27 protein-coding genes are annotated in these 26,167 nt (G+C 74.2%); 11 read left to right on the plus strand and 16 right to left on the minus strand.

Annotation, left to right across the window (positions count from 1 at the left end; genetic code table 11):
- The first annotated feature begins 153 nt into the window (after nt 1-153).
- Both ACVJO7_RS02100 and ACVJO7_RS02105 read left to right on the plus strand, forming a co-directional pair.
- Nucleotides 154-1,452, plus strand: coding sequence for an EAL domain-containing protein (locus ACVJO7_RS02100; RefSeq protein ID WP_491671457.1), 1,299 nt, complete (start codon nt 154-156; stop codon nt 1,450-1,452).
- A gap of 42 nt (nt 1,453-1,494) precedes the next feature.
- Nucleotides 1,495-3,024, plus strand: a complete 1,530-nt coding sequence (locus ACVJO7_RS02105) for an ATP-dependent DNA ligase (protein ID WP_491671458.1) — start codon at nt 1,495-1,497, stop codon at nt 3,022-3,024.
- Here the strand turns inward: ACVJO7_RS02105 and ACVJO7_RS02110 are convergent.
- On the minus strand, nt 2,955-3,716 hold the full coding sequence (locus tag ACVJO7_RS02110) for a GntR family transcriptional regulator (protein WP_344026546.1): 762 nt from the start codon (nt 3,714-3,716) through the stop codon (nt 2,955-2,957). The genes ACVJO7_RS02105 and ACVJO7_RS02110 overlap by 70 nt on opposite strands.
- 100 nt (nt 3,717-3,816) lie before the next feature.
- Between ACVJO7_RS02110 and ACVJO7_RS02115 the strand changes: the two genes are divergently transcribed.
- Complete coding sequence (locus tag ACVJO7_RS02115) at nt 3,817-5,262, plus strand: GuaB1 family IMP dehydrogenase-related protein (RefSeq protein WP_344026548.1); 1,446 nt, start codon at nt 3,817-3,819, stop codon at nt 5,260-5,262.
- A gap of 17 nt (nt 5,263-5,279) precedes the next feature.
- On the opposite strand, the gene phoH2 is transcribed toward ACVJO7_RS02115, so the two are convergent.
- Both phoH2 and ACVJO7_RS02125 read right to left on the minus strand, forming a co-directional pair.
- The gene (gene phoH2, locus ACVJO7_RS02120) at nt 5,280-6,608 is read right to left on the minus strand and encodes an RNA 5'-3' helicase PhoH2 (protein ID WP_344026831.1); all 1,329 of its coding nucleotides are present in this window, start codon (nt 6,606-6,608) and stop codon (nt 5,280-5,282) included.
- Between the two features lie 416 nt (nt 6,609-7,024).
- Entirely contained in the window at nt 7,025-8,275 is a 1,251-nt protein-coding gene (locus ACVJO7_RS02125) for a DUF885 domain-containing protein (protein ID WP_491671459.1), read from the minus strand.
- Between the two features lie 312 nt (nt 8,276-8,587).
- Between ACVJO7_RS02125 and ACVJO7_RS02130 the strand changes: the two genes are divergently transcribed.
- Together ACVJO7_RS02130 and ACVJO7_RS02135 are read left to right on the plus strand one after the other, a co-directional pair.
- On the plus strand, nt 8,588-8,977 hold the full coding sequence (locus ACVJO7_RS02130) for a hypothetical protein (RefSeq protein WP_358483380.1): 390 nt from the start codon (nt 8,588-8,590) through the stop codon (nt 8,975-8,977).
- A gap of 961 nt (nt 8,978-9,938) precedes the next feature.
- Nucleotides 9,939-10,400 carry a hypothetical protein gene (locus ACVJO7_RS02135; RefSeq protein ID WP_491671460.1) on the plus strand — a complete coding sequence of 154 codons (462 nt, stop codon included), beginning with the start codon at nt 9,939-9,941 and terminating at the stop codon, nt 10,398-10,400.
- A gap of 138 nt (nt 10,401-10,538) precedes the next feature.
- On the opposite strand, the gene ACVJO7_RS02140 is transcribed toward ACVJO7_RS02135, so the two are convergent.
- Nucleotides 10,539-11,309 (minus strand): isoprenyl transferase, encoded by a 771-nt coding sequence (locus ACVJO7_RS02140; protein WP_344026556.1) that lies wholly within the window; start codon nt 11,307-11,309, stop codon nt 10,539-10,541.
- A gap of 164 nt (nt 11,310-11,473) precedes the next feature.
- Between ACVJO7_RS02140 and trhA the strand changes: the two genes are divergently transcribed.
- The gene (gene trhA / locus ACVJO7_RS02145; RefSeq protein WP_344026833.1) at nt 11,474-12,100 is read left to right on the plus strand and encodes a PAQR family membrane homeostasis protein TrhA; all 627 of its coding nucleotides are present in this window, start codon (nt 11,474-11,476) and stop codon (nt 12,098-12,100) included.
- Nucleotides 12,101-12,126: 26 nt separating this feature from the next.
- Here the strand turns inward: trhA and abmR are convergent, their stop codons facing one another.
- From abmR to mca, 4 genes are all read right to left on the minus strand, one after another.
- Nucleotides 12,127-12,693 (minus strand): ATP-binding transcription factor AbmR, encoded by a 567-nt coding sequence (abmR, locus tag ACVJO7_RS02150; RefSeq protein ID WP_344026558.1) that lies wholly within the window; start codon nt 12,691-12,693, stop codon nt 12,127-12,129.
- 60 nt (nt 12,694-12,753) lie between these two features.
- Nucleotides 12,754-14,769 carry a thioredoxin domain-containing protein gene (locus ACVJO7_RS02155; protein ID WP_491671461.1) on the minus strand — a complete coding sequence of 672 codons (2,016 nt, stop codon included), beginning with the start codon at nt 14,767-14,769 and terminating at the stop codon, nt 12,754-12,756.
- Nucleotides 14,770-14,782: 13 nt separating this feature from the next.
- Nucleotides 14,783-15,076 carry a hypothetical protein gene (locus ACVJO7_RS02160; RefSeq protein ID WP_344026562.1) on the minus strand — a complete coding sequence of 98 codons (294 nt, stop codon included), beginning with the start codon at nt 15,074-15,076 and terminating at the stop codon, nt 14,783-14,785.
- A gap of 64 nt (nt 15,077-15,140) precedes the next feature.
- Nucleotides 15,141-16,064 carry a mycothiol conjugate amidase Mca gene (gene mca, locus ACVJO7_RS02165; RefSeq protein ID WP_491671462.1) on the minus strand — a complete coding sequence of 308 codons (924 nt, stop codon included), beginning with the start codon at nt 16,062-16,064 and terminating at the stop codon, nt 15,141-15,143.
- Nucleotides 16,065-16,569: 505 nt separating this feature from the next.
- Here mca and greA point away from each other — a divergent pair.
- The gene (gene greA / locus ACVJO7_RS02170) at nt 16,570-17,058 is read left to right on the plus strand and encodes a transcription elongation factor GreA (RefSeq protein WP_344026566.1); all 489 of its coding nucleotides are present in this window, start codon (nt 16,570-16,572) and stop codon (nt 17,056-17,058) included.
- A gap of 89 nt (nt 17,059-17,147) precedes the next feature.
- Here the strand turns inward: greA and ilvA are convergent, their stop codons facing one another.
- On the minus strand, nt 17,148-18,386 hold the full coding sequence (gene ilvA, locus ACVJO7_RS02175) for a threonine ammonia-lyase (protein ID WP_344026568.1): 1,239 nt from the start codon (nt 18,384-18,386) through the stop codon (nt 17,148-17,150).
- A gap of 148 nt (nt 18,387-18,534) precedes the next feature.
- On the opposite strand from ilvA, the gene ACVJO7_RS02180 reads away from it, so the two are divergent.
- A complete protein-coding gene (locus tag ACVJO7_RS02180) occupies nt 18,535-18,762 on the plus strand; it encodes a hypothetical protein (RefSeq protein WP_491671463.1) in 228 nt (75 codons plus the stop codon).
- Nucleotides 18,763-18,855: 93 nt separating this feature from the next.
- Here the strand turns inward: ACVJO7_RS02180 and ACVJO7_RS02185 are convergent, their stop codons facing one another.
- Genes ACVJO7_RS02185 through ACVJO7_RS02195 form a run of 3 tightly spaced genes read right to left on the minus strand, consistent with a single transcriptional unit; the run spans nt 18,856 to nt 21,893 of the window.
- A complete protein-coding gene (locus tag ACVJO7_RS02185) occupies nt 18,856-20,001 on the minus strand; it encodes a cystathionine gamma-synthase (RefSeq protein WP_491671464.1) in 1,146 nt (381 codons plus the stop codon).
- 43 nt (nt 20,002-20,044) lie between these two features.
- Complete coding sequence (locus ACVJO7_RS02190; protein WP_491671465.1) at nt 20,045-21,412, minus strand: cystathionine beta-synthase; 1,368 nt, start codon at nt 21,410-21,412, stop codon at nt 20,045-20,047.
- Nucleotides 21,413-21,431: 19 nt separating this feature from the next.
- A complete protein-coding gene (locus tag ACVJO7_RS02195) occupies nt 21,432-21,893 on the minus strand; it encodes a pyridoxamine 5'-phosphate oxidase family protein (RefSeq protein WP_344026576.1) in 462 nt (153 codons plus the stop codon).
- Nucleotides 21,894-22,001: 108 nt separating this feature from the next.
- Between ACVJO7_RS02195 and ACVJO7_RS02200 the strand changes: the two genes are divergently transcribed.
- On the plus strand, nt 22,002-23,222 hold the full coding sequence (locus tag ACVJO7_RS02200) for an acetyl-CoA C-acetyltransferase (RefSeq protein WP_344026578.1): 1,221 nt from the start codon (nt 22,002-22,004) through the stop codon (nt 23,220-23,222).
- A 7-nt stretch (nt 23,223-23,229) separates the two neighbouring features.
- Here ACVJO7_RS02200 and ACVJO7_RS02205 read toward each other — a convergent pair whose 3' ends face one another.
- The 3 genes from ACVJO7_RS02205 to ACVJO7_RS02215 form a co-directional block, all read right to left on the minus strand.
- The gene (locus ACVJO7_RS02205; protein ID WP_344026580.1) at nt 23,230-23,682 is read right to left on the minus strand and encodes a hypothetical protein; all 453 of its coding nucleotides are present in this window, start codon (nt 23,680-23,682) and stop codon (nt 23,230-23,232) included.
- Nucleotides 23,683-23,838: 156 nt separating this feature from the next.
- Nucleotides 23,839-24,639 (minus strand): Bax inhibitor-1/YccA family protein, encoded by an 801-nt coding sequence (locus ACVJO7_RS02210; RefSeq protein WP_344026582.1) that lies wholly within the window; start codon nt 24,637-24,639, stop codon nt 23,839-23,841.
- Between the two features lie 156 nt (nt 24,640-24,795).
- Entirely contained in the window at nt 24,796-25,071 is a 276-nt protein-coding gene (locus ACVJO7_RS02215; RefSeq protein WP_344026584.1) for a hypothetical protein, read from the minus strand.
- A 155-nt stretch (nt 25,072-25,226) separates the two neighbouring features.
- Here ACVJO7_RS02215 and ACVJO7_RS02220 point away from each other — a divergent pair, with 155 nt between their 5' ends.
- Nucleotides 25,227-25,463 carry a hypothetical protein gene (locus ACVJO7_RS02220; protein WP_358483405.1) on the plus strand — a complete coding sequence of 79 codons (237 nt, stop codon included), beginning with the start codon at nt 25,227-25,229 and terminating at the stop codon, nt 25,461-25,463.
- A 9-nt stretch (nt 25,464-25,472) separates the two neighbouring features.
- Here ACVJO7_RS02220 and ACVJO7_RS02225 read toward each other — a convergent pair whose 3' ends face one another.
- Entirely contained in the window at nt 25,473-25,883 is a 411-nt protein-coding gene (locus ACVJO7_RS02225) for a hypothetical protein (protein ID WP_491671466.1), read from the minus strand.
- Nucleotides 25,884-25,928: 45 nt separating this feature from the next.
- Here ACVJO7_RS02225 and ACVJO7_RS02230 point away from each other — a divergent pair, with 45 nt between their 5' ends.
- On the plus strand, nt 25,929-26,165 hold the full coding sequence (locus ACVJO7_RS02230) for a DUF397 domain-containing protein (protein ID WP_344026590.1): 237 nt from the start codon (nt 25,929-25,931) through the stop codon (nt 26,163-26,165).
- Nucleotides 26,166-26,167 lie beyond the last annotated feature (2 nt).

Below are 26,167 nucleotides of genomic sequence, written 5' to 3' on the forward strand. Positions count from 1 at the left end.
TGACCTGTCACGGATGCACGACACAACGGTCCGCGATCGGCCGAACGCGGCCGGTCAGTCCATCCGCTGTTCACCTGCTGTCCCCCGTCCGGTCCACCATCGCGTGCCACCGTGTGGTCCCTCTCGATCATCGTGACCGAACGGACCCGCCGGATGACCGATCAGCGTTTCGCGTACGAACCGGTGCACGACCTGCGCACGGGCCGGTTCGCCGGTGTCGAGGTGGTGCCCCGGCGCCCGTACGACGCGGTCGCCGTGCAGGCCGCGGACCGCGGCTGGGGCGCCCGCCAGGTCGCCGAGCTGGACGCGGGCACCGCGGTGTCGGCGGTCGTCTCGGCCCGCGCCGCACCCGGCACCAACCTGCAGGTGGACGTCGCCGCGGACACCGTGCTGTACGCGCGGGAGCGGCTGCGCCCGATGCTCGGCACGGTCGCCCCGCTGCTGGAGGTCGGCCCGCCGATCACCGCGGCGGCACCGGCCGTACACCTCGTCCCGGCGCTGGCCGAGCTGCGCCGGTGGGGGTTCCGGATCGGGCTGGACGGCGCGGGTCGCGCGTTCGGCCCGGAACTGGTCGCCGCCGTCCGGCCGGACGTGGTGAAGCTGGAGCCGGATCTCGCCGACGGCGTGCTCGACGCCGGTTCCGGCGCCGCGGTGCGCGCCGTGCTGGAGGTGGCCCGATCGGTCGGGACCCCGGTCGCCGCGACCGGTGTGCGGGACCCGGAGCGACTGGCCGGGCTGTACGCCAGCGGCGTCGCGCTCGCCCAGGGCCCGCTGCTCGGCGGGGCCCGCTCCACCCCCGATCCCGATCCGGCGACGCTGCCCGAGCTGCTCACCCTGCTGCGGTCGACACCGGGTGCGCCGGTCCCGGCCGCACCGGCCGGTCCACCGGTCCGCGGGCTGGCCGGTCCCGCGGTCACTCTGACCGCCGACGTCACCGCGGACACCGCCCGCGAGGCGATGCGCGAGCACCCGGACTCGGCCGGGGTGGTGCTCGTCGACGCCGCCCACCGGCCGGTCGGCTACCTGGACCGGAGCCGGTTCCTGCTCACCATGACCGGCCGGTTCGGGCACGCGCTGTGGGCGGACAAGCCCGCGAGCTCGCTCGCCGACCCGCCGCGCACGGTGGACGAGCGGGCCCCGCTGCCCCGGGCGCTGGAGCTGAGCCTGGCCGGGGAACCGTCCCGGGCGTACGACGATCTGGTCGTCGTCACCCCGGACGGCGTGTGCCGCGGGGTCGTCACCGTCGCCGAGCTGTGGCGCCGGACGATCCGGCCCACTGCGCCGGCAGCGCCCACTGTGCCGGCAGCGCCCACTGTGCCGGCAGCGCCCACTGTGCCGGCAGCGCCGCCGGCGCCCCGGCCGCCGTCCGTGGCCGCCGGGCAGTCACCGGACGGGGCCGGCCCGGTCCCCGACCGGCCACCGGCGGGCCCGCCGTCGCGCACCGCGGTGTGACGACGGCGCGCGACTGTCGGGGGTCGCTGCTTCACTGACCGGGTGCTGCTCAGCGACGTCGTCACCACCTCGGCCGCGGTCGGGGCGACCCGGGCGCGCCGGGAGAAGACCGCCGCGCTCGCCGACCTGCTGCGGGCCGCCGCGCCGGGCGAGGTGCTGCCGGTGGTGGCCTGGCTGTCCGGCACACCCCGGCAGGGCCGGATCGGCACCGGCTGGCGCACCCTCGCCGCGGTCGACGTGCCACCCGCAGGCACGCCGTCGTGGACCGTGCAGGAGGTCGACGAGCTGCTCGACGAGCTGGCCGGCACCGCGGGTCAGGGCTCGGCCCGGCGCAGGCGCGAGCTGCTGGACCGGCTCTACGGTGCCGCCACGGCCGACGAGCAGCGGTTCCTGCACCGGCTGCTCACCGGGGAGCTGCGGCAGGGCGCGCTGGAGGGGCTGATGGTCGACGCGGTAGCCGTCGCCTCCGGCGCCGGGCAGGCGGCGGTCCGGCGGGCGTTCATGCTGTCCGGGCGGCTGCCGGAGACCGCGGCGACCGCGCTCGGCGGCGGGGAGGGTGCGCTCGCGGAGATCGGCCTGCGGGTCGGCCGCCCGGTCCGCCCGATGCTGGCCTCGCCCGGCGACTCGCTGGATGCCGCGCTGGCCGCGCTCGGCACCGGCGTCGTCGTCGAGCACAAGCTCGACGGCGCCCGCATCCAGGTGCACCGCGCCGGCGACGAGGTCCGGGTGTGGACCCGCACGCTGCGCGAGATCACCGATGCGGTGCCGGAGCTGGTCGAGCTGACCCGCGCGCTGCCCTGCTCGGCGGCGGTGCTCGACGGCGAGACCCTCGCCCTCGACGACGACGGCCGCCCGCGCGCCTTCCAGGACACGATGAGCCGGTTCGGCTCCGGCGACGACGAGGGTGCGGTGCTGCTCAGCCCGTTCTTCTTCGATCTGCTGCACCTCGACGGGCGGGACCTGGTCGACGAGCCGCTGGAGACCCGGCTCGACCTGCTCGCCGGGCTGCTCGCCGGGGAGGACCGGGCCCCGCTGCGGATGCCCGGCGTGCGGCGGCCGACGCCGGAACAGGCCGCCGCCGTGCTGGACGGGGCGCTCGAGGCCGGGCACGAGGGCGTCGTCGTGAAGGATCTGGCGGCACCGTACGCGGCCGGCCGGCGCGGGAAGGCCTGGCAGAAGGTGAAGCCGGTGCACACCCTCGACCTGGTGGTGCTCGGCGCGGAATGGGGGTACGGGCGGCGTACCGGATCGCTGTCCAACATCCACCTCGGGGCCCGCGATCCCGACGGCGGCGAACCGGTGATGGTCGGCAAGACCTTCAAGGGCATGACCGACGAGCTGCTCGCCTGGCAGACCGGGACGTTCCCGCGGTACGCGCGGGCCGAGGAGCCGGGGGTGCTGTACCTGCGGCCCGAGCTGGTCGTGGAGATCGCGCTGGACGGGGCGCAGCGCAGCTCCCGCTACCCGGGCGGGGTCGCGCTGCGGTTCGCCAGGGTGCTGCGCTACCGCCCGGACAAGACCCCCGCCGAGGCCGACTCGCTGGACGCGGTGCGGGCGCTGCTCTCGGGGTGATCGCGGGCGGACGGCACCGCAGTGCCGGGGCGGGCCCGCAGCACACCGGCCGCCAGCACCCGCCCGTCCGGGCCGGTGAGCGTCCGCTCGACACCGAGCAGCGGGGTCCCGGCGGGCACCCCGAGCAGGGTCGCCGCGTCCGGGTCGGCGGGCACCGGGCCGGACCGGGCCCGGATCGCCCCCGGCCGCAGGTGCGCTTCGGCCAGCAGCCGGTCGAACGGGCCGGTGTCGGGGACCGTCAGCAGGTCGGCCGCTGCGGGCGCGGCCACGTAGTGGGTCTCCAGGACCGCCCCGCCGCCCGCGGTCCGGGCCACGCACTCCACCCGCAGGCAGGGGCTGCCCGCGGGCACCCCGAGCCAGGCCGCGAGCACGTCGGGTGCGGCGATCCCGGACCGTTCCAGCGGGCGCGGCCGCTCCCCCGGGTCCGCGACGACCGAGGTGCGGCCCGGGTAGTCCGGCTTCGCCACGATCCGGTGCGCCGCAGGCCCCGGCCGCAGCAGGCCCTCCTCGGACAGCAGCGCGAGCGCCGCCCGCACCGACGACCGCGGCACGCCGTAGCCGATCATCAGCTCGTCCTCGCGGGGCAGCAGGCCGCGGATCCGCGGGCGCCCGGCGATCGCGATCCGCAGCAGGTCACGGACCCGGCGCGCGTCGGAAGCACGCACCCGCGGAATCGGCGACGGCACCGGCATGTACTCCACGGTAGGGGTAACGCATTGCTCGACGGTTCCCCGCGAATGACAGCCGCGTGACACGCCGGGACGGTCCTACGGCGCGTAGGATCCCGATACCGTGCGCTTCCTCGACGACCGCCGGCCGGAACACGACCTCACCTACGACGACGTCTTCCTCGTCCCGCGCAGGTCCTCGGTCGCCTCCCGGTTCGACGTCGACCTCACCGCCCCCGACCGCAGCGGCGCCACCGTCCCGGTGGTGGCGGCCAACATGACGGCCGTCGCGGGCCGCCGGATGGCCGAGACGCTGGCCCGCCGCGGAGCGCTGACCGTGCTGCCGCAGGACGTCGCCACCGACGCCGTGGCCGGCATCGTGTCCTGGCTGAAGTCGCGGCACCCGGTGTGGGACACCCCGCTCGTGCTGCGCACCGGCGACGCGGTCGCCGACGCGCTGAACCTGCTGCCGAAGCGGGCGCACGACACCGTCGTCGTGGTGGACGACGGCGGCCGCCCGGTCGGCACCGTCAACGAGGCCGGCTGCGCCGGCGTCGACCGGTTCACCCGGCTGGCCGACGTCCTGGCGCCGGACCCGCTGGTGCTCCCGGTCGACACCGCGCCGCGCGAGGTCTTCGAGCGGATCGACGCGCGCCGGGCGACGGTCGCGCTCGGCCTCGACCCGGACGGCAGGCTCGCCGGCCTGCTCACCCCGCTCGGCGCGATCCGGGCCGGGATCTACACCCCCGCCCTCGACGACGCGGGCCGGCTGCGGACCGCGGCCGCGCTCGGGATCAACGGCGACGTCGGGGTGAAGGCGAAGGCGCTGCTCGACGCCGGGGTGGACGTCCTGGTCGTGGACACCGCGCACGGCCACCAGGAGAAGATGCTGGACGCGATCGGCGCGGTCCGCCGGGTCGTCGACGACGCCGGGAGCACGGTGCCGATCGCGGCCGGGAACGTGGTGACCGCGGACGGGGTGGCCGACCTGGTGGAGGCCGGCGCGGACATCGTCAAGGTCGGGGTCGGCCCGGGCGCGATGTGCACCACCCGGATGATGACCGGCGTCGGGCGGCCGCAGTTCTCCGCGGTCGCCGAGTGCGCCGCGGCCGCCCGCGAGCGCGGCGCGGTGATCTGGGCCGACGGTGGCGTGCGGCATCCCCGCGACGTCGCGCTGGCGCTGGCCGCGGGTGCCGCCTCGGTGATGATCGGCTCCTGGCTGGCCGGCACCTACGAGTCCCCCGGTGACCTGCTGTGGGACGAGCGGGGCCGGGCGTACAAGGAGTCCTTCGGGATGGCGTCCAAGCGCGCCGTCAGTGCCCGGACCCGCGGCGACAACGCGTTCGACCGGGCCCGCAAGTCGCTGTTCGAGGAGGGCATCTCGGCGTCCCGCCAGCAGCTGGACCCGGAGCGCCCCGGCGTCGAGGACGTGCTGGACGAGATCTGCTCCGGCGTCCGCTCGGCGTGCACCTACGCCGGTGCCCGCACCGTCGACGAGCTGCACGAGCGCTCCGTGGTGGGGGTGCAGACCACCGCCGGGTTCACCGAGGGCACCCCGCACGGGCTCTAGGGCCGCGGGTCCGCCGGTCAGGAGGCCGGGCCCTCCAGCATCTCGGTGACCAGCGCGGCGATCGGCGAGCGCTCGCTGCGGGTCAGGGTCACGTGCGCGAACAGCGGATGCCCCTTGAGCTTCTCGATGACCGCGTTGACCCCGTCGTGCCGGCCGACGCGCAGGTTGTCCCGCTGCGCGACGTCGTGCGTGAGCACCACCCGGGACGCCGACCCGAGCCGGGACAGCACGGTGAGCAGCACGTTGCGTTCCAGCGACTGCGCCTCGTCGACGATCACGAAGGTGTCGTGCAGCGACCGGCCGCGGATGTGGGTGAGCGGGAGCACCTCCAGCATCCCGCGGGCGATGACCTCGTCGATGACGTCCTGGCTGACCAGCGCACCGAGCGTGTCGAAGACCGCCTGCGCCCAGGGCTGCATCTTCTCGCTCTCGCTGCCCGGCAGGTAGCCGAGGTCCTGCCCGCCGACGGCGTAGAGCGGCCGGAACACCACGATCTTGCGGTGCGCCTGGCGCTCCAGCACCGCCTCCAGGCCGGCGCAGAGGGCGAGCGCCGACTTCCCGGTGCCGGCCCGGCCACCGAGCGAGACGATCCCCACCTCGTTGTCGAGCAGCAGATCGAGCGCGATCCGCTGCTCGGCGGACCGTCCGTGCAGGCCGAACGCGTCCCGGTCGCCGCGGACCAGCTTCACCCGCTTGTCCGCGGTGACCCGGCCGAGCGCGTTGGACACGCCGACCAGCCGCAGCCCGGTGTTGCAGGGCAGGTCGCGGGCGGCGTCGTGGTCGATCACCCCGTCCCGGAACAGCGCGTCGACGTCGTCGGCACCCACCTCCAGATCGGTCATCCCGGTCCAGCCGGAGAACAGGACGTCCTGACCGTGGTACTCGTCGGCGTCCAGCCCGACGGCCGCGGCCTTGACCCGCAACGGCATGTCCTTGGTGACCAGCGTCACCTCGGCCGGTGACGTGGGATCGGCCCGCAGGTTCAGCGCGCAGGCCAGGATCCGCGAGTCGTTGGAGTCGGTGCGGAACCCGGCCGGCAGCACGGCGGGATCGGAGTGGTTGAGCTCGACGTGCAGGGTTCCGCCCTTGTCGCCGATCGGGATCGGCGCGTCCAGGCGGCCGTACCTGACCCGCATCTCGTCGAGCTGACGGAGTGCGGTCCGGGCGAACCAGCCGAGTTCGGGGTGGTGACGCTTGGCTTCGAGCTCGGAGATCACGACCAGCGGCAGGACGACCTGGTGCTCGTCGAAGCGGAGCAACGACCACGGGTCGGACAGCAGGACGGACGTGTCGAGCACGTAGCAGCGGGTGGAACCTGCCGGCGTGTCCCCGACGGTCTCCGAGATCGGAGCCTGATCGGTGAGGGCGGGACGACGATCGGTCACGGGTGCTCCCTCGCAGGCGCGGCACCACACCTGCTCTGCGTCGGGCCGGCCGGTCCTGACGCGGGACGTGACGGCGTCGGCGGACCATGGCGGTCCTCCGGCCGGCACGCCCGCAAGGGCCGGGTGCCGGCCCTCTCGGGTGCGTTCGACACCACGTCCAGGGCCTCCCGGACGAGCCGCATCGGATACGGCGCGTCAACATGGACGCTACTAGTGGTCACCCTCGTGCGGTCAATAGCAACTCTCGGTCGGTGAGCTACAAAGAACCCCGATGGCAGAGTTGTAACCTGCCGTTCATCGTGTGATCGACACCGTCCGGCGTCACCCGACCTGCGTGAACACGGCCGGGCGCCCGCCGTACGGAGCAGCCGGGGGTGCTACGGACGGGGTACCGGGAGTCCCGCGGGTGCCGCCGGATCGGAACCGTTCCCGATCTCCGGGCGGTCCGGTGCGGCGAGATCGGCGGGGAGGACCGGGATGTCCAGCAGCCGGCGCAGGCCGGCCACCGGTCCGTCCGGCACCCGGGCGAGCCAGTCGCGCACCAGCGGCGCGCCCTCGGCGTAGGTGACCGGGTAGCTGCGCCACTGCGGGTGGTCGAGGAAGGCGAGCACCCGCCGGGCCCGGTCCTCGGGCAGCAGCAGCCAGCGCGTCAGGTGGGCGACGACCTCGTCCGGGCCGGCGCCGTCGACGTGCCGCAGCAGCGCCGCGTCCTGGCGGACCCGGCCGAGCAGCTCCAGCGCGGTCTCGACGCGCTCGGCGAGCCCGCCGTCGATCCGCACGCCGATCCCGGCGAGCACCCGCTGTGCCACGGTGCCCCAGCCGGGGCCGGGCAGCACGGTCGCCGCGACCTCGGCGGCGCCCTCGGCGATCAGCCCCTGCGGGCTGTGCACCAGCCGCAGTGCCAGCTCCGGATGCCGGGCCGCGGCCCGCTCCGCCCGGCAGTACTGGGTGTGGTGCCCGGGATAGATCTCGTGGGCGAGCAGCGGGAGCAGCGATCCGGCCCGGAGCCGGGCGCCGGTGCTGATCGACACCCGGCTGCGCAGGCCGCCCCGGTACCGGGTGAACGCCGTCCACGGCCGCCCGCGGACCAGCTCGACGACCGCCTGCTCCCCCGGCGGCAGGCCGAGCCGCTCGCCGGTCGCACGGCGCAGCTCGGCGGTCAGCGCGGTGACGGCGGCACCGAGCAGGGCAGGCGGGACCAGATCGGCGTCCCGGTACGCCTGCATCCGCGGAGCGACCGGGCCGCGGCCGGGCAGCAGCCCGGCGAGCACGCGATGCGCCTCCCGGTAGCGGTCCGGGTCGGTCCGGCGCGGGCTCACCCCGAACAGCGCGCGGACCTCGTCCAGGTAGCCCGGCCGGTCCCCGGCCAGGATCCGCGCGTGGCAGTGCAGCGCCACCAGCAGTGCGTCCCAGTGCGCCGCCGACGACGCCGGCAGGCCCCCGGCGGCGATCTCCCGGCGCAGCGCCGACGCCCGGACGACGAGCTCGGCGGGCGCCGGGCGGGGCTGTGCGCCGATCGCCCGGGCGAGCTCCGGATCGGGGCCCGGCCCGTCCAGCACGCCGGGCCGGAGCCGCTCCAGGTGCAACGCGAGCCGGGTGATCTCGCGCGGCAGGCCCTCCGGTGACACCCCCGGAGCGTAGGCGCGACGACACCGAACGACGGCCGCAGCCGCCGGGTACGCATCCGATCGGCCGTACGTAATCACCGTCGGTGATCGCACTTCCGGGCGTGACCGCGTCGTGAACCGCGTCGTGAATGCCCGATCCAGGGAGTATCGGAACATAAAGTAATATGTTAACCCGATGGTGTTGTGCGATTTGTTCGGCGCCGGCCGGAGCTATAGATTGTCACGCAGTCGGCACGGGCTCCCCCACTTGTCAACGTGTCGGCAAGCGTGAGACCGGCTTCGCGCCGACTCGAGACTCAACAGGAGAAAACTGTGCTGAAGAAGGCTGGAATCCTGGTTGCGGCCACCACCGCGTCCCTGCTCGCGGTGAGCCCGATCGCCTTCGCCGGTGACAAGGGCGACGACCACGGCCACAAGGGCGGCCACCACCACGGTGCCGAGAACGTCATCGACAAGGACGCCAAGGGCCTCATCGCCGGCCTGAACGGCAACAACGTCAACGTGCCGATCCAGGCCTGCAACAACAACATCCCGGTCAACGTCCTGGGCGTGCAGGTCCCGGTCGAGGACGCCTCGGCCCTCAACGGCCTCACCGGCGCCCTGGGCATCCTGGGCGACGCCAAGGCCAAGTCCGGCGACTCGGTCACCGACCAGTCCGACGCCTGCGCGCAGGAGTCCGGCGCCGGCGACTCGATCGGCTGATCTCGAACTGATCACCGGAAAAGCCCCGGAGCGACTGCTCCGGGGTTTTTTCGTGCCATTTTCAGGTTTCCCCCGACAGATGGACGCGATCGCGCCGGGAGCACCCGCGGTGCATATCGGGGCAGCGGTCTCACCCGTCGGGGCGGCAGGTTTGCCGGGACCATCCGGATGCCGGGCGGTTGCTCACTCCCGGTGACCGGCCCGGGATCCGGTCCGGTCGGGCGGGCCGCGGACTCCGGCTCTGTTCACGCCGCGGCCCGGCGCCCGCCCACGGACCCGCTCGCGCCGGTGGTATCCCGGCGACGCCCCGGCCCGGCCGGTCCGCCGGAGCGCCGCGCTCCGCCGGAGCACACCCGGATCACACCGTCGGACCGCGCCGTCGGACCATGCCGCCGGGCCGTACCGGACCACTCCGCCGGACCGCACCGCCGGACCGCACCGCGGGGCCGCACCCGGACCACGCCGCCGGGCCGCACCGCGAGGTCGCACCGCAGGACCGCACCCGAGCCACACCCGGACCGCGCCGCCGGACCATGCCCGGACCGCGCCGCGGGACCACACCCGACCGCGCCGCGGGGCCGTACACCGGAGCGCGCCCGGACCGTCCCGCCGCGCCGGGCGCTCCGGCGCGAACGCTCACCGGCGCCGACTCCCCGGCGCCCCCTTCCGCACGCCGTCTCCCCCTGCACCGCTCGGCCCGTTCGGGATACACCGACCGGCGCAGTCACGACACGCCCGTTCGCCACGCCGGGCGAGGGGAGATCGCGATCGACGAATCCCCTGGTACCCGAACGGCCCGCAGCTCCACCGAAAAAAATACGGAGGGTCAGATTGTCGCCGCCGGAAGCCTCCGTTAGATTGACGCCCAGTCGATGCGGGCTCCCCGGTTCGAGCGTCGACAAGTACTGAGAGTGCTCCGGATCCCCCGTGCGCGCTCTCCGACTCAAACAGGAGACGGACTGTGCTGAAGAAGGCTGGAATCGTCGTCGCGGCCGGCGCCGCGTCGCTCGTCGCGCTGAGCCCGCTGGCGTTCGCAAGCGACAGCCACGAGGCGACCGACAGCTACAACAAGACCAAGGACAGCTACAACAAGACCTACACCGACGTGAAGGACATCGACAAGACCGATGTCCAGTTCGGGCACAACGGCGGCAACGTCGCGGACAAGTCCAGCACCGGTCTGGTCAACGTCTCGGGCAACAACCTGAACGTGTCCCCGCAGCTCTGCGGCACCGCGCTCAACGGCAACAGCCTGATCCAGGGTGCCCTGGGCGGCCTGTTCTCCGAGGCCGAGAACTCCTCCGGCGTCACCTCGGACAACAGCGTCAGTTGCACCAACGCCTCCGAGGTCGGCGACGAGTTCGACCAGGACAACGGCGGCAAGCAGCACGGTGGCGACAAGAGCGACAAGGGCTACAAGTAAGTCGTTCGCGCATCGCGCAGCAGAAGGGCCCCGGGGTGCACCCCCGGGGCCCTTCTCGCATCACCGGGGGCGCGCCCGCCCGCACGACTGAATCCTCCATAACGAGCGAGTGCGCCGAAGGTTACGCACGAATTCGGATCAGCCGCCGAAACGTCGGTGCCGTGCGGCGAAATCGCGCAGCGCGCGCAGGAAATCGACCCGCCGGAACTCCGGCCAGTACGCCTCGCAGAACCAGAACTCCGAATGGGCCGACTGCCACAGCAGGAAGCCGGACAGACGTTGCTCACCGCTGGTCCGGATGACGAGGTCCGGATCCGGCTGACCGGACGTGTAGAGATGCTCCGCGATGTGGTCGACGTCCAGGCTCTCCGCGATCTCCTCCAGGGTCCGGCCGGACTCCGCCTGGGTGAGCAGCATCTTGCGGACGGCGTCGGCGATCTCCTGACGGCCGCCGTAGCCGACGGCGACGTTCAGCTGCAGCCCGCCGCGGTCGCCGGTGCGCGCCACGGCCGCCGCCAACCGGTCCGCGAGCGACGCCGGCAGCAGCTCCATCGCCCCGACCACCCGCAACCGCCACGGCGTCTCTGGGCCGGACAGGTCGTCCACCACCCCGCCGATGATCTCGAGCAGGTCCTTCAGCTCGTCCGGCGACCGGGTGTCGAGGTTGTCGGTCGAGAGCAGGAAGACCGTCACCACCTCGACCCCGGCCTCGGAGCACCAGCCGAGCATCTCCGCGATCTTGGCGGCACCGGCGCGGTGCCCCTCGGCCGGATCGTCGAGCCCGGCCTCGCGCGCCCAGCGACGGTTGCCGTCCAGGATCAGCGCGACGTGCTTCGGACTGTCGGCGCCGGCGATCTGGCGCAGGATCCTGCGCTCGTACACCGTGTAGAGCAGATCTCGAACTGCCACGAACACGGACCCTAGTCCGACCGCCGGGAGCCGACGCGGGCGCTGGTCGCCGGGCGCCGCAACGGGTGTGGCGTTCGCCCGCCTGCCGGGACGTGCGCCGGTACGGCACGTAACGTCGGGACGTGTCCTCGCTGAGCACGGCCCCCGCGCCGCTGAAGCCCCGGATGCGCGGCTGGCTGCACCTGTGGAGCCTGGTCGCGTCCGTCTTCGCCTGCGCAGCGCTGATCAGCATCGCCGGCGCGCTGGTCGGCGCACCGGCCGCGGTCGCGACCGCGGTCTACACGCTGACCACGTTCGGCCTGTTCGGGATCAGCTCGCTCTACCACCGGCGCACCTGGAGCGATCCGGGCCGACGGCGGCTGATGAAGCGCCTGGACCACTCGATGATCTTCCTGTTCATCGCGGGCACCTACACCCCGGTGGCGGTGCTCGCCCTGCCCGCGGACACCGCGACCTGGGTGCTGGCGGTGGTCTGGGGCGGCGCGCTCGCCGGGGTCGCGCTGAAGCTGGCGTGGCCGTCGGCACCGTCCTGGGTCGGGGTGCCGATCTACGTCGCGCTCGGCTGGGTGGCCGTCTTCGTGCTCCCCGGCCTGCTCGACGGCGGCGGCGTCGCCGCGCTCGTGCTGCTGCTCGCCGGTGGGGCGCTCTACACGGCGGGCGCGGTGGTGTACGCGCTGCGCCGGCCCGATCCGTGGCCCGCGACGTTCGGCTACCACGAGATCTTCCACGCGGCGACCGTGCTGGCCTGGGCCTGCCACCACATCGCGATCTGGCTGGTGCTGCTGCGCTGACCGGGCCGGGCCGGCGCAGACCGGGCTCAGCCCGGGCCCTGGGCCCGCAGGTCGTCCACCCGCGCCATCGCCGACCGCAGCTCGGCCAGCCATTCGTCGGCGTGCTGCCCGACCAGCCGGACCGACCAGCTCAGCGCGTCCGAGCGGGACCGGGCCACGCCGGCGTCGACCAGGGTGTCGAGCACCAGCCGCTCCGGCTGCCGCAGCCGGGTCATCACCGGCACCGAGATGGTGGTGAACAGCTCGGTCGTCCCGCCGAGCCGGGCTCCCCACGCGACCTTGCGCCGGTAGCGGGCCTCCGCCTGCCGGGCGATCTCGATCCGCGCTTCCCGGGTCTCCTCGCGGAACCGGGAGATCCGGCCGGACTCCTCGGCGGCCGCGTCGGCCCGACCGGCGTCGGTGTCGGGATGCGCGGTGTCCAGCGCGGGCAGCTCGCCGACCACGACGATCTCGTCCCGGTCGCAGGTGACCTCCGGCGCCCCGGCGAACCACCCGTCCGGCAGCCGGCCGGAGAACCAGGCCTGCGCGTCGTCGGCGGGCGGCAGGTCGGCCTGCTGCCAGCCGCCGCGTCCACGTCCTCGTGCTGTCATCATCGGACACCCCCGGTTCGGCGATTACAGCATTGCACTCATTACGTCATAGCGCGATGAGGATCATCGGGCCAGCAACGCCGCCAGCTCGTCGGGCCCGGTCACCGGCACGTCGCACACGAAACCCCGGCACACGTACGCCGCCGCGCTGCCACCGACCGTGCCGCGCCCGGCGAGCAGCGGGATCCCGTCCGCGTCCGGCTCCCCCGCGACGACGACGGCGCCGCCGGGCGCCTCCCGGCGGGCCCGGTCGGTCAGCGGCCCGGCACCGGCCTCGCCGGCCACCGCCACCTGCAGCGGACCGCCGACCAGCGCCTCGGCCGCGGTCAGCCAGTGCCCGAGGAAGCGCGGCGCGCGCCCGGCGAGCGTCCCGACCGAGCGCACGGCCCGTTCGGCGGCCTCCCGGTAGCGGGCCGCCCGGTCCGGCCCGGCCAGCGCCGACGCCGTCACCAGCGCCTCGGCGAGCGCCGACGAACCGCACGGCGAGGCGTTGTCGGTCAGCTCGCGCGGCCGGTGCAGCAGCAGGTCGGCGTCCGCGGAGTCGGCGGCGGTGTCCAGGTAGCTGCCCGGCCGATCGGGTGCGGCGAACCGCTCCAGGGTGGTGTCGAGCAGCTCCAGCGCCGCGGCCAGCCGGCCCGGGTCGCCGGTCGCCTGGTGCAGCGCGAGCAGCCCGGCGACGAGCAGCGCGTGGTCCTCCAGCACGCCGTCGGCGTCCCCCGGCCGGCCGTGCCGCGACGAGCGCCGCAGCCGCCCGTCGACGACGTGCACGTCGAGCAGCAGATCGGCGATCCGGTCGGCGGCCCGCACCCACTCCGGGCGGGCCGTGGCCGCCCCCACCTCCGCCAGCGCGACGACGGCGAGCGCGTTCCAGGCGGTGACCACCTTGTCGTCGCGGGCCGGTTGCGGCCGCGCCGAGCGCGCCGCGAGCAGCGCGGACCGGGTCCGCTCCCACCACGCCGGGTCGTCCGGGTCGCGCAGCAGCCTCAGGGTGGAGGTGCCGTCGCCGGCGGTGCCCTCCGCGGTGACGCCGAGCAGCTCGGCGGCACGGTCGCCGTCGTCCGGCCCGAGCACCTCGCGCAGCTGCGCCAGCGCCCACACGTAGGTGAGGCCCTCGGTCCCGTCGGTGTCGGCGTCCAGCGCCGAGGCCAGACCGCCCTCCGGGGTGCGGAGCGCGTCGAGCAGGAACCGGGCGGTCCCGTCCGCGACCTGCGCGGCGAACGCCGAGCCGCGGCGGCCGAGGTGCCCGTAGGCGCGCAGCAGCAGCGCGTTGTCGTAGAGCATCTTCTCGAAGTGCGGAACCACCCAGCCGTCGTCGACCGAGTAGCGGGCGAAGCCGCCGGCCAGCTGGTCGTGCAGACCGCCCCGGGCCATCACCGTGCAGGTGCCCTCGACCAGCCGCAGCGCCTGCTCGGAGCCGGTCCGCTCGTGATGGCGGAGCAGGAACTCCAGCACCATCGACGGCGGGAACTTCGGGGCGCGGCCGAACCCGCCGTGCTCCGGGTCGTACTGCCCGGCCAGCGTCTCGACGACGTCGTCGAGGGTCTGCTCGCCGATCGCGACCGGCTCGGGATCGGACGCGGCCTGCTCGGCGAGCTGCTCGGCGATCCGGGCCGCGGCGACCCGAACCCGCTCGCCGTCCCCGGTCCAGGCGCCGGACACCGCGTCGAGCAGCTGCCGGAACGACGGCAGCCCGTGCCGGGGCTGCGGCGGCAGGTAGGTGGCGCAGTGGAACGGCTCACCGTCCGGGGTGAGGAAGCAGGTCATCGGCCAGCCGCCCTGCCCGGTCATCGCCTGGGTGGCCGCCATGTAGACGGCGTCGATGTCCGGGCGTTCCTCCCGGTCCACCTTGATCGCCACGAAGCCGCGGTTCACGACCGCGGCGATCGCCGGGTCCTCGAACGACTCGTGGGCCATCACGTGACACCAGTGGCAGGCCGCGTAGCCGACCGAGAGCAGCACCGGGACGTCCCGGCGGCGGGCCTCGGCGAACGCCTCGGCCGACCAGGGATACCAGTCGATCGGGTTGCCGGCGTGCTGGAGCAGGTACGGGCTGGTGGCCGCGGCGAGCCGGTTCGGCATGCCGCACAGCCTCTCAGGTGTTGCGCGGCTCCGCGCCGGCGTCCTGCCCGCCGCGCTCGCCCGGATCGCCCGGCTCGTCGAACGACTCCGGCAACCGGGTGATCCGCTTGCTCATGTTCCGGATCAGGAACGCCGTCGCCAGCAGCAGCACCAGCACCACCGCGAGCCCCACCGGCGCCGCACTGCCCCATTCGGGCAGCTGCCCGGGGGGCGGCGGGCGCTCCTGCATCGGCACCAGGAAGCCCGCCGCGAGCTCGCGCGCCACCACCGTCGCGCCGTCGAACAGCACCGCCGACCGCCTCCGCACTCACCGAACCGTCACCGTCACGGCCGCGGCTCGCGCCGCGCCCGACGGCCAGGCTACCCGCGGGTCAGCCTGCCCTCCGCTGCTCCCCGCGCTCGAACGGGATGCCGGTGAACAGGTCGTCCTCCGGGGTGGCGGTGTCGACCAGCGAGTGCACCAGCTCGTAGTCCTCGGTCGGCCAGACCCGGGCCTGCACCTCGAGCGGGGTGAAGAAGAACCGGCTGGTCGGGTCGATCTGGGTGGCGTGCGCGCGCAGCGCGTCGTCCCGGCGGCCGAACCAGTCCGAGCACGGCACCCGGGTGGTCACCCGGGTACCCGGGTCCGGCCGGTCGGCCCGCCAGTTCTCCAGCCACTCGGCGTACGGCGACTCCTCGCCGGCCTCCAGGAACGCCTGGTGGAACGCCTCCAGCCGGGCCCGGGAGAAGCCGTGGCCGTAGTACAGCTTGAGCGGCTGCCACGGCGGACCGGCCTCCGGGAAGCGGGCCGGATCGCCGGCGGCCGCCCAGGCGGCCATCGAGATGACGTGCGTGCGGATGTGGTCGGGGTGCGGGTAGCCGCCGTTCTCGTCGTAGGTGACGATCACGTGCGGGCGGAACTCGCGGACCAGCCGGACCAGCTCCCCGGTCTGCTGCTCGACGTCGCCGAGCGCGAAGCAACCCTCGGGCAGCGGCGGCGGCGGGTCGCCCTCGGGCAGGCCGGAGTCGACGAAGCCGAGCCAGGCGTGCCGGACGCCCAGGATCTCGGCGGCCCGGGCCATCTCGGCGCGCCGGACCTCGGTCATGTTCGCCAGCACCTCGGGCCGGTCCATCGCCGGGTTGAGGACGCTGCCGCGCTCACCGCCGGTGCAGGTGACGACGAGCACCTCGTGGCCCTCGTCGGCATACCGGGCGGTGGTGGCCGCCCCCTTCGACGACTCGTCGTCCGGATGGGCGTGCACCGTGAGCAGCCGGGGCCGCTCGCCGGGAGCCGGCAGCGACAGGGGCTGGGACACGGGTTGTGGCGTGGGCGATGGGGTCATCGGGCGGGTTCCTCCACGGTCACCTTGCTCGGGCCCGCTGCGCGACCGGGACCGGCGCGGGCGGCGAGTTCGTGTTCGTCGTGATCCTGGCAGAGGGGACCGACAACGACCGCTCCGCACGGGATGCTCAGCTCTGCCAACGCGGTCCGGGTTTCCGCTGTTCCCAGAGCTGGACGCCCGTACCGGAACGCTGCGGCGGGCGGTTCCGCTGCACGTCGGAAAGGAAATCGGCCGCTCGGCTATCATCGCTCTCACCTGCGACGATCCGCCCATCGGGAACCAACTCGGAGGCGTCGCCGTTCATCGAGGAGCTGCGACGAGCGGCGCGCATCGTGCTAGGGTGTCTCGTACACGGCCCGCCAGCGGGTCGTGTTTTTCCTTACTCGGGGCGTGCCGCCCGGTGCCGCTGACCCCGCTGCCCCGTCGGCGCCCGGCGCCCGGCGGCGACACGCCCTGTTCCCTGAAGGAGTTGATGACGGTGACGGATACCCAGGCGACCTGGCTGACCCAGGAGGCCTTCGACCGGCTGAAGTCCGAGCTGGACGGGTTGATCGCGAACCGGCCCGTCATCGCCGCCGAGATCAACGCCCGCCGTGAGGAGGGCGACCTGAAGGAGAACGGCGGCTACCACGCGGCCCGCGAGGAGCAGGGCCAGCAGGAGGCGCGGATCCGCCAGCTGCAGGAGCTGCTGCGCACCGCGCAGGTCGGCACCACGCCGTCGAGCGCCGACCAGGCCGCCCCCGGGACCGTCCTCACCATCAAGTACGAGGACGACGAGGACACCGAGAAGGTGCTGCTTGGCTCCCGCGAAGAGGGCAGCCACGGCGACCTGCAGGTGATCTCGCCGAACTCCCCGCTCGGCGCGGCCCTGCTCGGCGCGAAGCCCGGCGACGCCCGCGAGTACCAGCTCCCCGACGGCGGGAACATGAAGGTCACGCTGGTCGGGATCGAGGCGTTCACCGGCTGACGCCGGACCTGACGACGCGGGCCCGGCCGGTGTGGCCGGGCCCGTCGTCGTACCGGGCCCCGGACAGGACCGGCCCGGCACGGCACGGATCAGGCCGGCGCCGTCACGACGTGCCCGGCCGCCCGCAGCCCGGCGACGATCGTGTCCCGGTGCTCGGGCCCGCGGGTCTCCAGGCTCAGCTCGACGTCGACCTCGCCGACCGGGAGCGCACCGCTGATCCGCGAGTGGGCCACGTCGGTGACGTTCGCGCCGAGCGTCCCGACCCGGGCCAGCAGCTCGGCGAGAGCGCCGGGCCGGTCCGGCACCTGCACCCGCAGCGTCAGGTACCGCGACGACGCGACCAGCCCGTTGCGGATGACCTGCAGCAGGACCAGCGGATCGACGTTCCCGCCGGACAGCACGGCGACGACCGGCCCGGCGAACCGGTCCGGGTGCTCCAGCAGCGCCGCGACCGGCGCGGCGCCGGCCGGTTCGACGACCAGCTTCGCCCGTTCCAGGCAGTGCACCAGCGCGCCGGACAGCGCGTCCTCGCCGACCGTGACCAGCTCGTCGATCAGGCCGGCCACCTGCGGGAACGTGACGTCACCCGGGCGTCCGACGGCGATCCCGTCGGCCATCGTGCGCATCCCGCCCAGCGGGACCGGCCGACCGGCCGCGAGCGACGCGGGCCAGGCTGCTGCCCCGGCGGCCTGCACGCCGACGATCCGGGTGCCGGGCCGGTGCTCGCGCAGCACCGCGGCGATGCCGCCGAGCAGCCCGCCACCGCCCGCCGAGACGAGCACGGTGCCGACGTCGGGCACCTGCTCGAGGATCTCGCAGGCGACGGTGCCCTGGCCGGCGATGATGTCCGGATGGTCGAACGGGTGCACCAGCACCGAGCCCGAGAGCTCGGCGGCCTCGGCGGCCGCACCGACCGCCTCGTCCACCGACCGGCCGGTCAGCACGACCTCGGCGCCGTAGCCGCGGGTGGCGTCGACCTTCGGGAGCGCGGCGCGCTCCGGCATGAACACCGTGGCCCGGACGCCGAGCAGCCGGGCCGCCAGCGCCACGCCCTGGGCGTGGTTGCCCGCCGAGGCCGCGACGACGCCGCGGGCCCGCTCCTCGGGGGTGAGCCGGGCGATCCGGGTGTACGCGCCGCGGATCTTGAACGAGCCGGTGCGCTGCAGGTTCTCGCACTTGAGGTGGACCGGCGTGCCGGCCAGATCGGACAGCGCCCTGGCCCCGGCGACGGGTGTGGTGCGCACCACACCGGCCAGCAGCTCGCGGGCGGCGTACACGTCGGCGGAGGTGACCGGCGGGGTGACGGAGGCGTCCGGCGGGGCGACCATCCGGGCAGTCTCGCACCACCGCCGGTAGCCTCGCGGATGTCCACCGGGCGTGATCCCCGAGCCACTCGGGGTAGAGGCGCGCTGCGCGGGCCCCGGACGGTGCGGGGTCCGTTCGGCCCGGCGTCCGGGGTCGGGGAGGAACTCGCGAATGACCCGGTTGCGCACCACCGCGCCGCTGTTGCTGGCGGCCGCGCTGACCGCGCTCGCCGTGACGACGGTGCAGGGCGCGGGCTGCGACGACCCCGGCCGCTACGAGCCGGGGCCGGACGGCACCTGGGCGCTGGTCGGCGGGTGCGTCGAGCCGGGGGACCTCGTCGTCCCCCCGCCGCCGACCGTCACCGACCCGGCGACGGCCCCGGAGCAGTCCCGCAGCTGAGCACCGGCGCGCTCGGCGGACCGTGCTCGATGTGGCCGGTCAGCGGACCGTGCTCGATGTGGCCGCTCAGCGGACCGTGCTCGATGTGGCCGCTCAGCGGACCGTGTCGAGCGCGGTCCGCAGGTCGTCGACCAGGTCCTTGGCGTCCTCGATCCCCACCGACAGCCGGACCAGGCTGTCCGGCACCTCCAGCATCGACCCGGCGGTCGAGGCGTGGGTCATCTGGCCGGGGTGCTCGATCAGCGACTCGACCCCGCCGAGCGACTCGGCGAGGATGAACAGCTTCGTCTCCGCGCAGATCCGCAGCGCCGCCTCCCGACCGCCGGCGGCCAGGAACGACACCATCCCGCCGAACCGGCGCATCTGCTTCGCGGCGATCTCGTGGCCGGGGTGGCCGGGCAGGCCCGGGTAGAGCACCTGCGAGACCGCCGGATGCGCGCCGAGCAGCTCGGCGATCCGCTCGGCGTTGTCGCAGTGCCGCTCCATCCGCACCGCGAGCGTCTTCACCCCGCGCAGCGTCAGCCAGGCGTCGAACGGGCCGGGGACCGAGCCGACCGAGTTCTGGGTGAACGAGATCCGCTCGGCGAGCTCGTCGTCGTCGGTGACCAGGGCGCCGCCGACGACGTCGGAGTGCCCGCCGACGTACTTGGTGGTCGAGTGCACGACGACGTCCGCGCCGAGCGCGAGCGGGGTCTGCAGGTACGGCGAGGCGAAGGTGTTGTCGACGACGAGCCGGGCGCCGGCCTCGTGCGCGATCCCGGCCAGGCCGGCGATGTCGGCGATCCCCAGCAGCGGGTTCGTCGGGGTCTCCGACCAGACGACCCGGGTGCTCGGGCGCAGCGCGGCGCGCAGCGCGTCGAGGTCGGCGAGATCGACCGTGGTGTGCTCGACGCCGAACCCGGCGAGCACCTTGTCGACCAGCCGGAACGTGCCGCCGTAGGCGTCGTGCGGGATGACCAGGTGGTCGCCGGGGCGGAGCAGGACCCGCAGCAGGGTGTCGGTCGCGCCCATGCCGGAGCCGAACGCGTGCGCGTGCCGGCCGCCCTCCAGCGCGGCCAGGCACTCCTGCAGGGTGGTGCGGGTCGGGTTCGCGCTGCGCGAGTACTCGTACCCGCCACGGGTCCCGCCGACGCCGTCCTGCGCGAAGGTGGAGCTCGTGTGGATCGACGTGGTGACCGCGCCCGTGGTCGGGTCGGGGTCCTGACCGGCGTGGATCGCCCGTGTGGAGAAGCCCTGCATGCGCTCGGAGGGTACGCGCGCCGCCCGATCGGCCTGCGGCCGGTCAGCCGTTGCCGAGGAAGGCGATCACGTCGGACCGGGTGACGACGCCGGCCGGCTTGCCGTCCATCAGCACCAGGGCGGCGTCGGCCTTCACGAACGCCGCCATCGCGTCCTGCAGCGACTCCCCGGCGCCCAGCGTCGGCAGCGGCGGGGACATGTGGTCCTCCAGCCGGTCGGCGAGCTGGGCGCGGCCGGTGAACAGCGCGTCCAGCAGGTCCCGCTCGACGACGGCGCCGGCCACCTCGGCGGCCATCACCGGCGGCTCGGCCTTGACCACCGGCATCTGCGAGACGCCGAACTCGCGCAGGTAGAGCGCCGCGTCGGCGACCGTCTCGTTCGGGTGCGCGTGCACCAGGGCCGGGATGGAGCCGTCCTTGCGGCGCAGCACGTCCCCGATGGTGGCGCCATCGGACGGCGGCAGGAAGCCGTAGCTCGCCATCCAGGCGTCGTTGAAGACCTTGCCGAGGTAGCCGCGCCCGCCGTCGGGCAGCAGGACGACGACCACCGCGTCGGCCGGCAGCGTCGCCGCGGCCCGCAGCGCGGCGACCGCGGCCATCCCGCAGGAACCACCGACGAGCAGCGCCTCCTCGCGGGCGAGCCGCCGGGTCATGTCGAACGAGTCGGCGTCGGTCACGGCGATGATCTCGTCGCAGACGTCCCGGTCGTAGGTGGTCGGCCAGAAGTCCTCGCCGACCCCCTCGACGAGGTAGGGCCGGCCGGTGCCGCCGGAGTAGACCGAGCCCTCCGGGTCGGCGCCGATGATCCGCACCGCGCCGCCGGAGACCTCCTTGAGGTAGCGGCCGATGCCGGAGATCGTGCCGCCGGTGCCGATCCCCGCCACGAAGTGGGTGATCTTCCCGTCGGTCTGCTCCCAGATCTCCGGGCCGGTGCTCAGGTAGTGCGACTCCGGGTTCGCCGGGTTGGCGTACTGGTTGGGCTTCCAGGCGCCCTCGATCTCGCTGACCAGCCGGTCCGACGTGCGGTAGTAGGAGTCGGGGTGGTCCGGGTCGACGGCGGTCGGGCAGACGACGACCTCGGCGCCGTAGGCCTTCAACACGTTCCGCTTGTCCTCGCCCACCTTGTCCGGGCAGACGAACACGCAGTGGTAGCCCTTGCGCTGCGCGACCATCGCCAGCCCGACGCCGGTGTTGCCCGAGGTCGGCTCCACGATGGTGCCGCCGGGGCGCAGCTCGCCGGACGCCTCGGCCGCCTCGACCATCCGCAGGGCGATCCGGTCCTTCACCGAGCCGCCCGGGTTCAGGTACTCGACCTTGGCGAGGACCGGCGGGGCGATGCCCTCGGCGACCGCTCCCAGCCGGACGAGCGGGGTGTTCCCGACCAGGTCGACGACGTGCTCGACGTAGCGCATGGGGGCATCCTCGCACCGCTCACTCCCGCTCCACCGAGCGCAGTCCGGTCGACGGCGTCCACCAGCGCACGACGAGCCGGTTCCGGGCGTCGTTCAGGCCGGTCCAGACCACCTCTCCGAGATCGACCCGGAACGCGTCGCCGGCGACCGGCCCGGACATCGGCCCGTTCCAGACGGCCCGCCCGGCCACCTTGAGATCACCGTCGCCCAGGTCGCCGCCGCTCTGGTCGGCCGGTGCGGCGTGCAGCGCGAACCGCGGGTCCCGCCGCAGGTCGGCGCCCTTGCGCGCGCCCGGCATCGAGCCGAACGCCAGCTCGGTGACCGGCCCGGAGTCGTCGAACACGACCTCGATCCCGGACACCCGGGGTGCGCCGTCGGCCCGCAGGGTCGCGATCACCAGGGCGACGCCGCGCTGCAGGATCCGCTGCGCCAGCTCGGCGAACGCGGGCTCGGCGGACCGGAACTCTCCCCAGGAGGTCATGGCGCCAGCATGCCGGGACCCTCTGACAGTTTCGTCACGTCCCGGGCGGACGTCCGGTTACCCGCGAGTACAGTCGCGGCCGACCCCTGCGCTGGAGGAGGACGTCCCATGCCCGAAGCCGTCATCGTCGCTGCGGCCCGCTCCCCGATCGGCCGAGCCAACAAGGGCTCCCTCGCCGGGATGCGCCCGGACGACCTGACCGTGCAGATGGTGCGCGCGGCCCTGGACCAGGTCCCCGCACTGGACCCGGCCGAGATCGACGACCTGATGCTGGGCTGCGGTCTCCCCGGCGGCGAGCAGGGCAACAACCTGGCCCGGATCGTGGCCGTCCAGCTCGGGTACGACGGGCTGCCGGGCACCACGATCACCCGCTACTGCTCGTCGTCGCTGCAAACCACCCGGATGGCGCTGCACGCGATCCGGGCCGGCGAGGGCGACGTGTTCGTCTCGGCCGGTGTGGAGACGGTGTCCCGGTTCTCCCGCGGCACCTCCGACTCCTGGCCGGACACGCACAATCCGCTGTTCGCCGACGCCGAGGCCCGCACCGCGGAGACCGCGGAGAAGGGCGCGCAGACCTGGACCGACCCGCGCGAGCAGAACCTGCTGCCGGACGCCTACATCGCGATGGGCCAGACCGCGGAGAACCTCGCCCGCTACAAGAACGTCTCGCGCGAGGACATGGACCGGTTCGCCGTGCGCTCGCAGAACCTCGCCGAGCAGGCCATCGCGGACGGCTTCTTCGAGCGCGAGATCACCCCGGTGACGCTGCCCGACGGCACCGTCGTGCGCACCGACGACGGCCCCCGGCCGGGCACCACCTACGAGAAGATCTCCCAGCTCAAGCCGGTGTTCCGGCCGGACGGGCTGGTCACCGCCGGCAACGCCTGCCCGCTGAACGACGGCGCCGCGGCGCTGGTGGTCATGTCCGACACCCGGGCCGAGCAGCTCGGCATCACGCCGCTGGCCCGGGTCGTCTCGACCGGCGTCACCGGCCTGTCGCCGGAGATCATGGGCTACGGGCCGGTGGCGGCCTCGGAGCAGGCGCTGCACCGGGCCGGGCTGACCATCGACGACATCGACCTGGTCGAGATCAACGAGGCGTTCGCCGCGCAGGTCCTGCCCAGCGCCCGCGACCTGGGCGTCCCCGAGGAGAAGCTGAACGTGCACGGCGGCGCGATCGCGCTCGGCCACCCGTTCGGCATGACCGGCGCCCGGATCACCACGACGCTGCTCAACGGGCTGCGCGCCCGGGACGGCCGCTACGGCCTGGAGACGATGTGCGTCGGCGGCGGCCAGGGCATGGCGATGGTGCTCGAGCGGCTGTCCTGAGCGCCCCTCAGGCGGCGGCCGGGCCCGGCGGGTCGATCCGCACCCCGGTCGCCTCCAGCGCGGCCTCGGTGCGCAGCCGGGCCAGGTCGCGCCCCGCGTCGAGCGCTCCGGCGGTGCCGCCGGCGTCGACCCAGGCCCGCAGCGGCGGGTCCTCGACGCCGGTGGCCCGGCAGGCGGCGAGCAGCACGTCGTCGTAGGCGGCGAGCAGCGCCACCCGGCGCAACCGGGTGCTCGGCGGCGGGCCACGGCGCAGCCGGTCGAGCCGGCGCAGGTCGGCGACGAGCCGTTCCAGCGGCGGCCCCACCGGCACCGGTGGCGCGGGCCGGGAACGGCGGCGCAGCGCCACGACCCGCCGGACGAGCGCCGGTGCGCGCACCAGCAGCCCCACCAGCACCGCCGGTCCCAGTGCGATGGCCAGGAAGATGGTGACCCCGGCCGCGACCGGGTCGTTCCCGGGCACGAGGGAGACGGTACGGCGCGCGGAGCGTGCAGGTAAGCCCGGACACGACCGGACACGACGACGCCGCGGACACCCGGAGGTGTCCGCGGCGCGTCGGACCGGAGGGGGCGAGTCCGGCCCGCTCCCCGGCCCGCGTGGGCCGGGTCGTGCTGCGGGTCAGTCGCCCTGGAAGTAGCTCAGCAGGCGGAAGATCTCGATGTAGAGCCAGACCAGCGTGGTCATCAGACCGAACGCGATGTACCAGGAGTACTTCTCCGGCACACCGGCCTTCACCGCGTTGTCGGCGGCGTCGAAGTCGAGCAGCAGGCTGAACGCCGCCACCCCGATGACCACCAGGCTGAACAGGATCGCCAGCGGGCTGCCGTCGCGCAGGCCGAGCCCGCCGCCGACGAAGAAGCTCATCACCAGGTTCGCCAGCATCAGGACGACGACGCCGATCAGGGCGCCCATCATCCACTTGGTGAACCGGGGGGTGACCCGCACGGCGCCGGTCTTGTAGACGACCAGCATCCCGAAGAACACACCGGCGGTGCCGATGACGGCCTGCAGCGCCACCCCGGGGTACATCGCGGAGATGCCGCCGAGGGCGACACCCATCGCACCGGAGTAGGTCAGCGTCAGCGGGGCGCTGGGCTTCTGCCGGAAGATGACGATCAGCGCCACCACGATGCCGACGATGAACGCCGGCAGTGCCAGCAGCGTGAGCCCCGACCAGACGGTCAGGAAACCCGCGACCAGCGCGAGACCGCCGCTGATCGCGGTCTTCTGGACGATGTCGTCGATCGTGATCGGGCGGCCGGTCTCCTGGGCGGCCCGGCTCGGGTCGACGTGTGACGTCTGGGCGCCGGCGTAGGCGGATGCGCCGCCCATCATTCCGCCACCCGAGCGGTCGAACGTGGCGTAGCCGCCCTGCTGGGTGGGCAGGTTGCGGAACGCCGGGTTGCTCGTGGAGCGCACCTGGATCCTCCTCGACGGACGTGTGCGGGACCCACCAGCGGCGGGCCCTCGCATCATTGCAACGTCGAGGGAGCGCCGGTGGTTCCCACCGGTAAAAGAAAATTTACCGCCTGTCGGTGGTCCGGCGACAGGCCGCCCCGCCGGGATCCCGGAAGATCAGCGCTCGAAGCGACCCACCTGCGGGAACGTCCGCGTCGGCGGCGGCCGGTCGCCGTCCACCACCGGGATCTCGGGCGTGGTGTCGTCGCGGCGCGGCTCGGGGCCGAGCGGCGGTGCCCCGCGCAGCTCGGCCCGGATCAGGCCCGGCAGCCTGCGCAGCGACCGCAGGGCGGCCGCTCCGGCCCGGCGACCGGCGGGGAGCATCAGGACGACGGCGAGCAGCACCAGCACGAGGGCCAGGAACACCAGACCGTCGGCACCCGGAGCGAACACGGGCACACCTCCTCAACCCGGGCGTCCCGGCCGGGGGCCGCCGGAACCCGCCCTCGTACACCCAACGAGCGGGTGGCGGCACGGTCACGTAACCGGCGGGCGCCGGGTCGGCGTACTACCGTCCTCCCCGTCCGTCGTCGTCGAGTTCGGAGAAGGTGGTCTCCACCATGTGGGCGTTGTTCTCCCGCCATCTGCGGGTGTGGCTGCTGCTGGCCGTCGGGGCGCCGCTGCTGGCCTGGCTGCTCGGCCGGGTCGGCGATGCGATCGAGCGCAGGCGCGGGCCGAACACGGTGAGCAGGATCATCCATCAGGGGCGGCGTTTCCTGGAGCGCCGGGTGCGCGGACCGCTGCGCAGGCGCGAGCAGCCGGACGCGGACCGGCTGGCCCGCTGAGCCGCCGGATCAGGCCGGGAGCAGCCGGCCGAGCCATCCGCCGCGGCGGCGCGGCGTCGTGACGGTCGGCGTCGGGTCCAGCTCGACGCACCGCCGGCACGGCGTCCCGTCCGCCGCGACCAGCGGCGCCGGTGACACGAGGTGCCCGCAGAGCGCCTCGTAGCGCCCCGTCCGCATGGCGTGCGGAGCACAGAGTTCCGTATCGGTCACTTTGTGTGCACGACGGTCGATGACGGAGGTCAGCGTCAGGACCTCCGGCCCGTCCTCCCCGGGGGCCGTTCCGGCGCTCATGACGTCGACCTCCACGATGGATGTCCGTACGTCGACCGGCGCATTCTCACGACCCTTCCAGGCAAGCTGGCTCCCATCGTCGGCGATGCCGGTTGCGGATGCAAGATCGGATGCATACACGTTCGACACTCTCCGCAGTCATTCACCCCACAGCGACCGCCCCCGGAGGCCCCGATGACCGACCCGGACCGAACCCGCGCGGCCGATCTCGGCCCGGTCACCTGGCGGCGCCCCGGGGGCGCCGGCGCGGACACCGGCGACGGGGTCGAGTTCGCCGTGCTGGACGACGGCCGGGTCGCCGTCCGCAACGCGGCCGACCCGGACGGCCCGGTGCTCGTCTACACCCCCGCCGAGATCTCCGCGTTCGTCGACGGCGCCAAGAAGGGCGAGTTCGACGACATGCTGGGTTGAGC

The sequence above is a fragment of the Pseudonocardia sp. DxW genome (assembly GCF_058448985.1).

Bases quoted from the DNA above. Each gene is read 5' to 3' on its own strand.
- ACVJO7_RS02100 (WP_491671457.1), top strand. From the start codon at position 154: ATGACCGATCAGCGTTTCGCGTACGAACCGGTGCACGACCTGCGCACG.
- ACVJO7_RS02110 (WP_344026546.1), bottom strand. From the start codon at position 3,716: ATGCCGGTGCCGTCGCCGATTCCGCGGGTGCGTGCTTCCGACGCGCGC.
- trhA (WP_344026833.1), top strand. From the start codon at position 11,474: ATGCGCGGCTGGCTGCACCTGTGGAGCCTGGTCGCGTCCGTCTTCGCC.
- abmR (WP_344026558.1), bottom strand. From the start codon at position 12,693: ATGATGACAGCACGAGGACGTGGACGCGGCGGCTGGCAGCAGGCCGAC.
- ACVJO7_RS02155 (WP_491671461.1), bottom strand. From the start codon at position 14,769: ATGCCGAACCGGCTCGCCGCGGCCACCAGCCCGTACCTGCTCCAGCAC.
- ilvA (WP_344026568.1), bottom strand. From the start codon at position 18,386: ATGGTCGCCCCGCCGGACGCCTCCGTCACCCCGCCGGTCACCTCCGCC.
- ACVJO7_RS02180 (WP_491671463.1), top strand. From the start codon at position 18,535: ATGACCCGGTTGCGCACCACCGCGCCGCTGTTGCTGGCGGCCGCGCTG.
- ACVJO7_RS02185 (WP_491671464.1), bottom strand. From the start codon at position 20,001: ATGCAGGGCTTCTCCACACGGGCGATCCACGCCGGTCAGGACCCCGAC.
- ACVJO7_RS02190 (WP_491671465.1), bottom strand. From the start codon at position 21,412: ATGCGCTACGTCGAGCACGTCGTCGACCTGGTCGGGAACACCCCGCTC.
- ACVJO7_RS02195 (WP_344026576.1), bottom strand. From the start codon at position 21,893: ATGACCTCCTGGGGAGAGTTCCGGTCCGCCGAGCCCGCGTTCGCCGAG.
- ACVJO7_RS02200 (WP_344026578.1), top strand. From the start codon at position 22,002: ATGCCCGAAGCCGTCATCGTCGCTGCGGCCCGCTCCCCGATCGGCCGA.
- ACVJO7_RS02230 (WP_344026590.1), top strand. From the start codon at position 25,929: ATGACCGACCCGGACCGAACCCGCGCGGCCGATCTCGGCCCGGTCACC.